At 56.9% G+C, this 12,390-nt stretch carries 11 protein-coding genes; 3 read left to right on the forward strand and 8 right to left on the reverse strand.

Annotation, left to right across the window (positions count from 1 at the left end; genetic code table 11):
* Positions 1–7: 7 nt before the first annotated feature.
* The 3 genes from L362_RS16915 to blr form a co-directional block, all read right to left on the reverse strand.
* Entirely contained in the window at positions 8–448 is a 441-nt protein-coding gene (locus L362_RS16915; protein ID WP_021241142.1) for a DUF2569 domain-containing protein, read from the reverse strand.
* Positions 449–534: 86 nt separating this feature from the next.
* Positions 535–750, reverse strand: coding sequence for a transcription modulator YdgT (gene ydgT, locus L362_RS16910; protein ID WP_006174966.1), 216 nt, complete (start codon positions 748–750; stop codon positions 535–537).
* 231 nt (positions 751–981) lie between these two features.
* Positions 982–1,107 (reverse strand): division septum protein Blr, encoded by a 126-nt coding sequence (gene blr, locus L362_RS0122875; RefSeq protein WP_196231163.1) that lies wholly within the window; start codon positions 1,105–1,107, stop codon positions 982–984.
* Positions 1,108–1,350: 243 nt separating this feature from the next.
* Here blr and L362_RS16905 point away from each other — a divergent pair, with 243 nt between their 5' ends.
* Positions 1,351–2,391 (forward strand): oxidoreductase, encoded by a 1,041-nt coding sequence (locus tag L362_RS16905; protein WP_023343981.1) that lies wholly within the window; start codon positions 1,351–1,353, stop codon positions 2,389–2,391.
* 55 nt (positions 2,392–2,446) lie between these two features.
* Here L362_RS16905 and add read toward each other — a convergent pair whose 3' ends face one another.
* The 3 genes from add to malX all read right to left on the reverse strand — a co-directional run bounded on the left by add (position 2,447) and on the right by malX (position 6,358).
* Positions 2,447–3,448, reverse strand: a complete 1,002-nt coding sequence (gene add, locus L362_RS16900; protein WP_023343982.1) for an adenosine deaminase — start codon at positions 3,446–3,448, stop codon at positions 2,447–2,449.
* A gap of 96 nt (positions 3,449–3,544) precedes the next feature.
* A complete protein-coding gene (locus L362_RS16895) occupies positions 3,545–4,717 on the reverse strand; it encodes a MalY/PatB family protein (protein WP_023343983.1) in 1,173 nt (390 codons plus the stop codon).
* Between the two features lie 48 nt (positions 4,718–4,765).
* On the reverse strand, positions 4,766–6,358 hold the full coding sequence (gene malX, locus L362_RS16890; protein ID WP_023343984.1) for a maltose/glucose-specific PTS transporter subunit IIBC: 1,593 nt from the start codon (positions 6,356–6,358) through the stop codon (positions 4,766–4,768).
* A 179-nt stretch (positions 6,359–6,537) separates the two neighbouring features.
* On the opposite strand from malX, the gene L362_RS16885 reads away from it, so the two are divergent.
* Entirely contained in the window at positions 6,538–7,566 is a 1,029-nt protein-coding gene (locus L362_RS16885; protein ID WP_021241148.1) for a Mal regulon transcriptional regulator MalI, read from the forward strand.
* Between the two features lie 114 nt (positions 7,567–7,680).
* Here the strand turns inward: L362_RS16885 and L362_RS16880 are convergent, their stop codons facing one another.
* Positions 7,681–9,213 (reverse strand): YdgA family protein, encoded by a 1,533-nt coding sequence (locus L362_RS16880; protein ID WP_008500557.1) that lies wholly within the window; start codon positions 9,211–9,213, stop codon positions 7,681–7,683.
* A gap of 98 nt (positions 9,214–9,311) precedes the next feature.
* Complete coding sequence (gene manA / locus L362_RS16875) at positions 9,312–10,487, reverse strand: mannose-6-phosphate isomerase (protein WP_023343985.1); 1,176 nt, start codon at positions 10,485–10,487, stop codon at positions 9,312–9,314.
* A gap of 199 nt (positions 10,488–10,686) precedes the next feature.
* Here manA and fumA point away from each other — a divergent pair, with 199 nt between their 5' ends.
* The gene (gene fumA / locus L362_RS16870) at positions 10,687–12,333 is read left to right on the forward strand and encodes a class I fumarate hydratase FumA (protein ID WP_023343986.1); all 1,647 of its coding nucleotides are present in this window, start codon (positions 10,687–10,689) and stop codon (positions 12,331–12,333) included.
* Positions 12,334–12,390 lie beyond the last annotated feature (57 nt).

Raw genomic sequence — 12,390 nt, forward strand, 5'->3', positions numbered from 1 at the left:
AGGGTTATTACGGGTTCACGAAGGTGTTTTTCACCCGCGTCGAACGCTTGAAGTAGGGCACCAGCAGCGCCGCGGCCAGCAACGGGAAAAGCAGCTGACGAACGGCCAGCGCGTCTGAAACGGGCGAAAAAGCAAACGCCTTCACCGCCAGCAGGACCGAAACCAGCAGCCAGATAATGTAGTGCTTAGGCACATTCTTACGGCGCTTAAAGAAGGCGATGGTCAGCCACAGCGTGTAGTACCACATCCCGATCGCGAAAACGAACGACACAAACCACAAAGCAATATTAAGCACGCTTTGCGACAACAGGGTCTGAATGGCGTGAGGGGTAATCAGTGCGGTGGTATAAAGCAGCAGCGCAAGTGATGCGCTTAATAAGGCAACCAGCAGCCATGCCAGTGGGGCGATTAACCAGCCTCCAATGCGTTCTCCAGGCGTTGCGGTCATGAACTCTCCCATAATCTGCGCGAAATGTTGTACAGCCAGTTGGCAGGGCGGAGAGTATATAACATTTCGCGCGGATGGCTACTTTCTTATAAAACGTAACGCCATACGGACTTTGGCACTTCGCCGACGTTGAACAAACGGCCACCGGAGACCAGCTCCGCACGGCGATGGTCAGCGGCGCGATACATATTAATGATTTCCTGATTATCCGACAGGGTGTAGTTCAGATGGTCAAACAGTTTTTCCAGGCTCTCAAGCGAATTGATCTTGCGAAATTTTAATAAATAGTCCTGAACTGTCATATTAATAAGTTTCCATATAAAAGTGAGTAATACCAGTTAAGGTAATTCGTTCGAATAATAAACGGATTAATAAAGACGTAAACAGCCCACTCAGGTAACGCGACGAAATTAGGAGTTTTCTTTGCTGAAATTCAGGCATCAGACGATGCCTGGAAGAGAAGGTTAACCGTGTTCACCAGGGCTGGCAATAAGTAACTGACATATTATGTCACTCTTTATTGCAGTAACCGGTTACTTAGGTTGAGCGACAGTGATAGGCTCCGGCGGCTGGTAGTTATCGATATGGCTGGCAACGCCCAGCAAAATGACCGACACCCCAAGGACAATCCATCCCGCTAATTCAATGATTCGATTAATAATTGACGTCATGATGTGTAATTGTACTTTATCCATAAAGACAGGGCGCAAATGTTACAGCGACGTTTCTCTGACGGCAAGGGCTTTGGGAACGGTTCCCTTAAACAAAATCAGTAGGTTAATACTATGTAACAAAAACAATCCGTATAACCTGCTATTTTACGTCATACGGCACATTATTAATCCGTGGTAATGCCAGACTAGCCAGTGTGAAATAAGAACGACTTAAAAGAGGATGACACTATGAGTGATAATATCCGCGTTGGGCTTATTGGTTACGGGTACGCGAGCAAAACGTTTCATGCGCCTCTGATAGCAGGGACGCCGGAGATGGCGCTGGCGGCGGTATCCAGCAGCGACGCTGCTAAAGTCCATGCAGACTGGCCTTCTGTGCCGGTTGTCTCCGAGCCAAAACATCTTTTCAACGATCCAAACATTGATTTAATCGTCATTCCCACGCCGAACGATACCCACTTTCCGCTGGCAAAGGCCGCGCTGGAAGCCGGGAAGCATGTGGTTGTCGATAAGCCCTTTACCGTGACGCTGTCACAGGCGCGCGAGCTGGATGCGCTGGCAAAGAGTCTGGGCAGGCTGCTGTCGGTGTTCCATAACCGACGCTGGGACAGCGATTTTCTGACGGTAAAACGGCTTCTCAGTGAAGGTACGTTAGGGGAGATCCTCTTTTTTGAGTCTCACTTTGACCGCTTTCGCCCGCAGGTACGAAACCGCTGGCGCGAGCAGGCCGGTCCTGGCAGCGGTATCTGGTATGATTTAGCCCCGCATCTGCTGGATCAGGCCGTCAATCTCTTTGGCCTGCCGGTGAGCATGACGGTCGATCTGGCCCAGCTCAGGCCCGGTGCGCAGACGACCGATTACTTCCACGCGGTGCTCAGTTACCCGCAGCGGCGAATTGTGCTGCACGGGACGATGGTCGCGGCGGCAGAATCTGCCCGTTACATTATTCACGGCACGCGCGGCAGCTACGTGAAGTTTGGTCTCGATCCGCAGGAAGACAGGCTGAAAAACGGTGAGCGTCTGCCGCAGGAAGACTGGGGCTATGATATGCGCGACGGCGTCGTCACGCGGGTGGAAGGCGAGGAGCTGGTCGAAGAGACCTTGCTGACGATACCGGGTAACTATCCGGCGTATTATGCCGCTATTCGCGATGCGCTGAACGGCACGGGAGAGAATCCGGTTCCGGCCAGCCAGGCAATACAGATTATGGAGCTGATTGAGCTGGGGATCGAATCTGCCAAACATCGCGCGACGCTCTGTCTGGCATAAGTTTTTGACGTTGCTGTAGGCCGGGTGAGGCGTAGCCGCCACCCGGCAAAAGGGGTTACGCGGTTGCCACCTTATCCCGCAGCGCCTGCTTCTCCGCAGGCGTCAGGAAGGCGATCTCCAGCCCGTTGATCTGCGCCTGACGGATCTGCTCGCGGCTCAACCCCGCCTGCGGTGCGGCGATGTTGTACTCGTGGATGATATCCACGCCCTGAACCGCCGGATCGTCCGTATTCAGCGAGGCCAGCACGCCGTGCTCGAGGAAGGTTTTCAGCGGGTGCTGCGACAGCGATGCTACGGTGCTGGTCTGAATGTTAGACGTCAGGCACGACTCAATCCCGATGCGCTGCTCCGCCAGGAAATCCATCAGGGCGCGGTCTTCTACCGCCTTCACGCCGTGACCGATACGTTCGGCGCCCAGCTCGCGGATGGCCTGCCAGATGCTTTCCGGGCCAGCCGCTTCACCCGCGTGCACGGTAATGTGCCAGCCGGCATCGCGCGCGCGGTTGAAGTGGGAGAGGAACAGGCTGCCCGGGAAGCCCAGCTCGTCACCGGCGAGATCGACGGCGGTGATGGCATCGCGATGGGCCAGCAGCGCTTCCAGCTCCTGCAGGCAGGCGGCTTCACCGAAGGTACGGCTCATGATGCCGATCAGGCGAGCCTGAACGTCGAAGGTTTTGCACCCTTCGCGGACGCCTTCAATGACGGCTTCCACGACGCCTGCAACGGGCAGGTTGTGGGTCATCGCCATGTAGCCCGGCGAGAAGCGCAGCTCGACGTAGTGCAGGCCGTTGCGGGCGGCATCTTCGATGTTCTCAAACGCCACGCGGCGGCAGGCATCCAGCGACGCCAGCATTTTCACGCCCCAGTCGAGTTTGCTCAGGAAGCTGACCAGGTCCGGTTCATTAGAGGTCACCTGCACGTGAGGGATCAGGGACTCAAGGGTCTGAGCAGGAAGCGTTAAATTGAACTGGCGGCCAAGATCGAGGATGGTTTGGGCACGAATGTTACCGTCAAGGTGACGATGAATATCAGTTAAAGGCAGGCGTGTATCAATCATGGTCGCACTCTTTTCTGGTTAAAGTGCGCCATATTATAAAAACAAAACGGGGTAAAAAGCTATTTGCGCAAGGGAATATTCCGTTGCGCAAATTGATTACAGAAGCGTATTAATGCCGGCAATCAGGCGTTGAACCCCTTGCTCCAGCTTGCTGCGCGGGCAGCCCGCATTCAGGCGTACGAAGCCATTTCCCTCTTTTCCATAGGTATATCCCGGCATGATGGCGACCTTTTGCTGCTCGATCAGCACTTTTTGCAGCGCCCGATCGTCAATGTTCAGCGGACGCAGATCGATCCAGGCCAGATAGGTCGCTTCCGGCGGCTGCCAGTTGAGTTTCGGAAAAGCGCGGTTTACTTCCTGAGCGATATACAACAGATTCTCTTCCAGATAACCCCGCAGGGCATCCAGCCACGGCCCCCCTTGCTGATAGGCGGCGATATGCGCCGTTAGCGCCAGCACGGAAGGGGAAGAGAGCCCGTCCCGACCTTTTAACGCGCTGAGATAGCCGTTACGGCTCTCTTCATCGCCGATCAGGCCATAAGCCCCCGTCAGCGCCGGAATGTTAAAGCTTTTCGAACCGGAGGTCAGAAGCGCCCATTTGCTCCGCGCCACTGCGGTCCACGGCGTGTGACGATGTTCTCCCCACACCATGTCCATATGGATTTCATCGCTGATAACCGCCACGTCATAGCGCTCGCAGAGTTCCGCCATCTGCGTCAATTCATCCCGCGTCCAGACCTTGCCGGTCGGATTCTGCGGGCTGCACAGCAGCAAAATTTTGTTTTCCGGTTTCGCCAGCGCCGCTTCGAGGGCTGCCATATTGCCCTGCCAGCCAGCGGCCTGTTTTTCCATTTCAGCCGCCACAACACGACGCCCGTTACCCTCTATGGCTTTGTAAAAGGCATCGTATGCCGGGGTGTGAACCACCACGCCGTCGTCGGGTTTTGACCAGAGGCGAATCAGTTCCGAGACCATGTAGATGACGGAGGGGCCATAAACCACGCTTTCGATATCAATTCGGGTGTTAAAGCGCTGCTGGAACCAGTGTGCGACGGCGGCGAGAAACTCGTCGTTTTTCCAGCGGCTATAGCCAAACACGCCGTGATGAATGCGCTGTTGCAGCGCGTCGGTTATGCAGGGGGCGGTGGCGAAATCCATATCCGAGATGGTGAAGGGCAGCAGATCCGCCGCGCCAAAGCGGTCGGCGACATAGTCCCACTGCGTACACCAGGTGCCGTGTCGATCCACGACGGTTGAGAAATCAAACATGCTTTAATCCTTAACGTAAAACCCCCTCATGGTGAGGGGGCTGAGGCATCAGGCTTCTACTGTTCGCATCAGGGTCGCCAGCTCATCTTTCACTGACTGTACCTGCGGGCCGATAACCACCTGCAAATTGTGCTGGTTTAACTGTACCACGCCGATGGCCCGGTTGGCCTTGAGGGCGTTGGTATCCACTTTCGACATATCCGCCACCGACAAACGCAGGCGGGTAATGCAGTTATCCAGCGAGGTGATGTTATCCGCACCGCCCAGCGCCGCCAGAATGGCAGGGGTGTTATAGCCGGATTTGCCCACGGTACCGGCAACCGCCTGTTCAACGCTGGTGGCCGTATCAATATCGCGTCCTGGCGTTTTCAGGTTAAAGCGGGTGATGGCGAAGCGGAAGATCCCGTAGTACACCGCAAACCAGATTGCCGCCACGACCGGGACCAGATACCACTTAGTCGACAGGCCGTGCAGGATCCCGAACACCACGAAGTCGATCACGTTACCGTCAGTGTTGCCGATGGTGACGCCCAGCACCGCCATCACGGTGAAGCCCAGACCGGTCAGCACCGCGTGAATCAGATACAGCACCGGCGCGACGAACAGGAACAGGAACTCGATAGGCTCGGTGGTACCGCCCACGACGCAGGCGATCACGCCGGAAATCAGCAGGCCTTTAATTTTATGACGGTTTTCCGGGCGCGCGCAGTGGTACATTGCCAGCGCAGCACCCGGCAGGCCGCCGAGGAAGGCAGGCATTTTACCCTGAGACAGGAAGCGGGTTGCGCTTTCGGAGAAGCCGTGTGTCGTCGGGCAGCTCAGCTGTGCCTGGAAGATAGTCAGCGCGCCGCTCACGTCGTGACCGCACACCTCCATGGTGCCGCCCGCTTCGGTGAAGCGAATCAGGGCCACCAGGATATGCTGCAGGCCAAACGGCAGCAGAAGACGCTCGCCGGTGCCGAAGATCATCGGACCAAAATCTCCCGCGCCGTTAATGATGCGGCCAATGCCGTTGATGCCCATAGCGAAAACTGGCCAAATCAGCGGAATAATCAGACCAAACAGTCCCATTACCACCAGGGTCACAATTGGGACAAAGCGGGTGCCGCCGAAGAAGGCCAGGGCATCCGGCAGGCGGATATTGTGGAAGCGCTCGTGCAGCATCCAGATAATTACCCCGGCGATCACCGCCCCGAGGATCCCGGTATCAATAGACTGGATGCCAATCACGCTCTGAATGTTGTTGGCCTTCAGCACGGCGGCGTCGGTGGTCGGCAGTATGCCTTTCGCGGTCAGCCAGAAGTTAACCGCCAGGTTCATCACCGCGTAGCCCACAAAACCGGCAAACGCCGCGACGCCTTTGTTCTCGCGGGCCAGGCCCAGCGGGATTGCGATACAGAACATCACGGGCAGGAAACTGAAGGCAAAGGAGCCGACTTTACTCATCCAGATAAAGATCGCCTGCAGCACGGGCGCGCCGAGGAAGGGGATCAACGTGATGACGTCTTTACTGCTGAGCGAACTGCCGATCCCGAGCATGATCCCGCAGAACGAGAGAAGCGCCACGGGCAGCATAAAGGTTTTACCCAGTTGCTGGAAAAATTCCCACAGCGATATTTTTTGTGCTGCTTTCGCCGTCATAAAACGACTCCTTTATTGTTAAAATCAGTTTGTCTGCTTCAATGCTGCGAGAAGATAAAACGTTTTATCAAAGTTTAGTGCGCGCTAAATCACATTCTCAGGCTTTGACTGGTAGTATAAAGATAACGTATTGATAAAACGTTTTACCGATCTCATTTTTCAGGGAGTCACGCCAACACATGGCTGTAGCGAAAAAAGTCACCATCAACGATGTCGCGCTGGCGGCGGGGGTTTCCGTCAGCACCGTTTCTCTGGTACTCAGCGGCAAAGGACGCATCTCTCCCGCGACCGGTCAGCGGGTGAATGAGGCGGTTGAGCAGTTGGGCTTTGTGCGAAACCGCCAGGCGTCGGCGCTGCGCGGCGGGCAAAGCGGGGTGATTGGCCTGATTGTCCGTGACCTGACGTCACCTTTCTATGCGGAGCTGACCGCCGGCTTAACCGAAGCGCTTGAAGCGCAGGGGCGGATGGTCTTTCTGCTTCACGGCGGTCGCGAGGCCGATCAGCTGCTTTCCCGGCTCGATATGCTGCTGAATCAGGGGGTGGACGGGGTAATCGTCGCCGGGGCGTCGGGCGTGGGCAGCGAGCTGTGCGAGCGTGCCGCTGAAAAAGGCGTGCCGCTGGTGTTTGCTTCACGCGCCAGCTACCTCGATGAAGCCGATACGCTGCGCCCGGATAACATGCAGGCTGCGCAAATGCTGACCGAGCATCTTATTCGTCGCGGCCATCAGCGCATTGCCTGGCTGGGCGGCAAAAGCTCGTCCCTGACCCGCGCCGAACGGGTCGGCGGCTACTGCGCGACGCTGATTAAATACGGCCTGCCGTTCCACAGCGAGTGGGTTGTTGAGTGTGAGTCCAGCCAGAAGATGGCGGCGGAAGCGATAGGCGCGCTGCTGCGCAGCAGCCCGACCATCAGCGCCGTCATTTGCTATAACGATGTGATCGCCATGGGCGCCTGGTTTGGCCTGATCCGCGCCGGGCGTCAGAGCGGCGAGGGCGGGGTGGAAACCTTCTTCGGCCACCAGGTGGCGCTGGGGGCGTTCGCCGACGTCGGTGAAAACGCGCTCGACGATCTGCCGATCGTCTGGGCCACGACCCCAGCGCGGGAGATGGGCTACACCCTGGCGGACAGGATCATGCAGCGCATCGACAATACGGATGTTCAGGCCGGGCACCAGATTGTGGCGGCGCGGTTAGTGACGGTGAAATAATATCGCCCGGCGTCGCTGCGCTTGCGCGGGCCTACAACGGCCCGGAATCGTAGGCCGGGTAAGCGTCAGCGCCACCCGGCAATAAAAAACCCCTCATGCGAGGGGTTTTGACGTTTACTGCTGCGGTGCCGCCGGTTCGGCTGGCGCTGCCGGTTCAGCCGGTTCCGGCATCCCCAGAGCAGGCATGCCAAACATGCCGACAAAATCCTCCAGCGGCATTTTGTCGCCGTTGAGCGTGACCTGGCCGTTGGCGTACTGCAGGCTGGTGGAAATCGTGTTGTTGTCCACCTTCGTGATGCGGAACATCTGGCCCATGGCCGCCAGACCTTTCACCTGCTGGTTCGCCAGCTTGCCGGCATCTTCATCGCCGTAGCCTTCCAGCTTCGCAATCTGGGTCATAAACTCGGTCGCCATATCCATCGGGATGGTCAGCTTGCTGTCGAGCGACTTCACGCTGCGATCCACTTCCTGCGCCAGCGTCTGCGGTTCACCCGTGGCGGTGGCCGGATCCTTCAGGAACAGCGACAGGTTAAAGCTGGTTTCGCCTTTGCTGTTTTTCCAGCTCAGCGGCGCAACGGTGATCACCGGCTCGCCTTTCAGCAGGATCGGCAGGTTGTTGAACAGCACCGCCATCGCCTGCTGCTGGTACACTTCCGGGTTCTGCTGCAGCGCGGCATCGGTCAGCAGCGCCTGGCTCTCTTTGCTGTATTTCTGGCTAAATTCGTGCCACGCCTGGCCGTCGATGTTGCCGATCTTCAGCGACAGTTTGCCGGTGCCCAGATCCTGATTCTGCACTTTCAGGCTCTTCAGCGTGTAATCCAGCTGGGTATTGATGCTCTTACCGTCTTTGGACACGTCGGATTTGCCGTTGACGTCCATGCCTTCCAGCACGGCCATCTCTTTGCCTTCAACCGCAATGGCGACTTTATCGAGAGACAGTTTCTGATCGCCGATACGCTCTTTAAAATCGGTCATGCGGCTGTTGCCGTCGGCCTTCAGGTTGTTGAAGGTGAGCTGAACTTTTTGATTGTATTCGTTCACGGCGTTGACCAGGCCACTTTCCGCTTCACCCGTCAGGGAGAACACGTTCCCGTCGCGGTCCGCGTCAAGTTTGAAGTGACCACCGCTAAAGGCGACTTTCTCATTCTCTTTCTCGTAGTTCAGCGCTTTCAGCGCGATATCGGAACTGGTGTCACCGGCATAGCTGATGCGGGTGTCGATTTCGAAAGGTGAGGTATTTTTTGCCAGGTCGAACAGCGGTTTGGTGACGTCGTTATTCACCAGGACCGTGTGAACGGACGCCATTGACGGGATCAGGTTAAACGACTTTAGCTGCGCCAGCGGGAATGGACCGTGGCTGACCACTTCATCCAGCACCACGCTCTGCCCCGGTTTCAGCCAGCCGTTTTCCGTACCGGCAACCGGCTTCACCACTACCTGCATACGGCTGGTAAACACGCCGCGCTCATAATTCTGGTAGCTCAGCTCAAGGCCCGCTTCCGGCGCGCTGCGCTTAATCTCTCCGTTAGCCTGCGCCACCATTTCAGCCAGGCGTCCTTCCAGCTGTTTCCCGGTAAACCAGGAGGCACCCGTCCAGACCACGCCTAACGCTACAATCACTCCTACCGCTACGACCGATTTTTTCATTGCGACTATCCCTAAAATGAAACCAGGCGGTAAAAACCGCCTGAGATATTAAGCCTGCAACTAGCTTAGCAAGAGTTGTTAAAAAATTCAGTAAGTGCTTAAAGCTTATTGAAAACGCGCGCCAGTCGACCGGTGCCGCTTACGCTAACCGGAGACTCATTGGCTGCAACGAATGCTGATTCACCGGGCTTAAGCACCAGACGCTGTTCGCCTTTGTGCAGCGTCGCTTCGCCTTCCACGCAGAACAGGATCGCCGCACTTTCCTGTGCGATGGTCGTTTCTGTCTGGCTCAGGTCGTGCAGGGAGAAAGCAAAATCCTCAACCGGAATCGGGAAGTCCAGCTCTGCGCCGTTTTTCACCGGCTGAGTCAGCAGCTCCGCGGCGGGTTTCGCCACGAACTTGACGTTGGCAACCAGCTCGGGGATGTCGATGTATTTCGGCGTCAGGCCCGCGCGCAGCACGTTGTCAGAGTTGGCCATCACCTCCAGCGCCACGCCCTGCAGATAGGCGTGCGGGGTTTCCGCGAACAGGAACATTGCTTCACCCGGATTCAGCTTCACCACGTTCAGCAGCAGAGGGGAGAACAGGCCGCTGTCGTCCGGATAGAACTGCGCAATAAGACGGATGGTCTCCCACGGTTCACCTTGCTGGCTCTCCAGGGCCGCTTTCAGTACCGCCAGGGCGTGGGATTTCTCTTCACCCTGCATGTTCAGCAGGCTGGCAAACAGCTGGCTTAGCGCCTCGGCATTCGGGTTTTCAAGGAAATGCGCGATAGCGTTATTGGCACCCGCGACCGGTTGCAGCAGGGAGATAATCTCTGAAAATTCGCGGAACGCGTTCATCGCCAGGAACGGCGTCAGCGCGAACACCAGCTCCGGCTTGTGGTTAGGATCTTTGTAGTTACGCTCGGCGGCGTCTAACGGAATACCCGCCGCGTTCTCTTTCGCAAAGCCGATTTCAGACGCTTGCTTGTTCGGATGAACCTGGATGGAGAGCGGCTGGTCAGCGCACAGCACTTTAAACAGGAACGGCAGTTCGCCAAAGCGCTGAGCCACCTTGTCGCCCAGCAGCGCGGCTTTATCGCCGTCAATCACGTCGCGCAGGCTGCGTGCCTGGCCGCTGGCGTCTTCAATTTTTGAGCTGCTCTTCGGGTGCGCCCCCATCCACAGTTCTGCCATCGGCAGGTTGTTTGGGTTCGCGATACCGTAGAGATCCGTTAACGCAGTTTTACTTCCCCAGGCGTAGTTTTGCACTGAGTTGATGAGTTTTTGCATTATCAAGCCCTGATTCAAATGTGGAATAAACTCCGGGTATTAAAGCAATAAACCACCTGGAAGTAACCTGTGGATGTAAAAAGTCGTACTAGTCTCAGTTTTTGTTAAAAAATTGTGTAGGATAAGCTGACTCGCTTTTAAGCCGGGCAGCGGAACATCTGCCCTGAATAAACAGACCGAAGCAGTAAGTGAGAGACCAATGTCGAATAAACCCTTCCATTATCAGGATCCTTTCCCCCTCAGTCAGGATCAGACCGAGTATTACCTGTTAACCCGCGATCACGTCTCCGTCTCTGAGTTTGAAGGACAAGAGATCCTCAAGGTGGATCCGCAGGCGCTGACGCTGCTGGCGCAGCATGCTTTCCACGACGCCTCGTTTATGCTCCGTCCTGCGCACCAGCAGCAGGTGGCCGATATTCTGAGCGACCCGGAAGCCAGCGAAAACGACAAGTACGTTGCCCTGCAGTTCCTGCGTAACTCCGATATCGCGGCGAAAGGCATTCTGCCTACCTGCCAGGATACCGGCACGGCGATCATCGTCGGTAAAAAAGGCCAGCGCGTCTGGACCGGCGGCGGCGATGAAGCGGCGCTGGCGCACGGCGTCTACAACACCTACACCGAAGACAACCTGCGCTATTCGCAAAACGCGGCGCTGGACATGTACAAAGAGGTCAACACCGGCACTAACCTGCCTGCACAGATTGACCTCTACAGCGTCGACGGGGATGAGTACAAATTCCTCTGCATCGCCAAAGGCGGCGGTTCGGCCAACAAAACCTATCTCTATCAGGAGACCAAAGCGCTGCTCACCCCGGGCAAGCTGAAGAACTACCTGGTTGAGAAGATGCGCACCCTCGGCACCGCGGCGTGCCCGCCGTACCATATCGCGTTTGTGATTGGCGGTACCTCGGCGGAAAGCACGCTGAAGACCGTGAAGCTGGCCTCAACCAAATACTACGATGGCCTGCCAACCGAAGGTAACGAGCACGGCCAGGCGTTCCGCGACGTGCAGCTTGAGCAGGAGCTGCTGGAAGAAGCGCGCAATCTGGGCCTCGGCGCGCAGTTTGGCGGTAAATACTTCGCCCACGACGTGCGCGTGATCCGTCTGCCGCGTCACGGTGCATCCTGTCCGGTCGGGATGGGCGTCTCCTGCTCTGCGGATCGCAACATCAAGGCCAAGATCAACCGCGAAGGCGTGTGGATCGAAAAACTGGAAAACAACCCGGGTAAATACATTCCGGAAGCGCTGCGCAAAGCGGGCGAGGGGGAAGCGGTTCGCGTTGACCTGAACCGTCCGATGAAAGAGATCCTGGCGCAGCTGTCTCAGTATCCGGTTTCGACCCGTCTCTCCCTCAACGGCACGATTATCGTGGGCCGCGACATCGCGCACGCGAAGCTGAAAGAGCGCCTGGACAACGGCGAAGGGCTGCCGCAGTACATTAAAGATCACCCGATCTACTACGCGGGCCCGGCGAAAACGCCTGAAGGCTATGCCTCTGGTTCATTAGGCCCAACCACGGCGGGCCGTATGGACTCGTACGTCGACCAGCTGCAGGCTAACGGCGGCAGCATGATCATGCTGGCGAAAGGCAACCGCAGCCAGCAGGTAACGGACGCCTGCCACAAGCACGGCGGCTTCTACCTCGGCAGCATCGGCGGCCCGGCTGCGGTGCTGGCGCAGGGCAGCATCAAGAGCCTGGAGTGCGTGGAATACCCGGAACTGGGCATGGAAGCGATCTGGAAAATTGAGGTGGAAGACTTCCCGGCGTTTATCCTCGTGGATGACAAAGGCAACGACTTCTTCAAACAGATCCAGTCTTCTCAGTGTTCGGCGTGTGTGAAGTAGTCTGAAGAAAATGCCGGGTGGCGCTGACGCTTACCCGGCCTACATTCTCGTAGGTCG

The sequence above is a fragment of the Enterobacter sp. MGH 16 genome (genome assembly GCF_000493175.1).
In the GTDB taxonomy this organism is placed as follows: Bacteria; Pseudomonadota; Gammaproteobacteria; order Enterobacterales; family Enterobacteriaceae; genus Enterobacter; species Enterobacter roggenkampii.

Excerpts from the sequence above, each read along its gene's own strand:
- L362_RS16915 (WP_021241142.1), bottom strand. The coding sequence starts at position 448 with ATGACCGCAACGCCTGGAGAACGCATTGGAGGCTGGTTAATCGCCCCA.
- ydgT (WP_006174966.1), bottom strand. The coding sequence starts at position 750 with ATGACAGTTCAGGACTATTTATTAAAATTTCGCAAGATCAATTCGCTT.
- L362_RS16905 (WP_023343981.1), top strand. The coding sequence starts at position 1,351 with ATGAGTGATAATATCCGCGTTGGGCTTATTGGTTACGGGTACGCGAGC.
- add (WP_023343982.1), bottom strand. The coding sequence starts at position 3,448 with ATGATTGATACACGCCTGCCTTTAACTGATATTCATCGTCACCTTGAC.
- L362_RS16895 (WP_023343983.1), bottom strand. The coding sequence starts at position 4,717 with ATGTTTGATTTCTCAACCGTCGTGGATCGACACGGCACCTGGTGTACG.
- malX (WP_023343984.1), bottom strand. The coding sequence starts at position 6,358 with ATGACGGCGAAAGCAGCACAAAAAATATCGCTGTGGGAATTTTTCCAG.
- L362_RS16885 (WP_021241148.1), top strand. The coding sequence starts at position 6,538 with ATGGCTGTAGCGAAAAAAGTCACCATCAACGATGTCGCGCTGGCGGCG.
- L362_RS16880 (WP_008500557.1), bottom strand. The coding sequence starts at position 9,213 with ATGAAAAAATCGGTCGTAGCGGTAGGAGTGATTGTAGCGTTAGGCGTG.
- manA (WP_023343985.1), bottom strand. The coding sequence starts at position 10,487 with ATGCAAAAACTCATCAACTCAGTGCAAAACTACGCCTGGGGAAGTAAA.
- fumA (WP_023343986.1), top strand. The coding sequence starts at position 10,687 with ATGTCGAATAAACCCTTCCATTATCAGGATCCTTTCCCCCTCAGTCAG.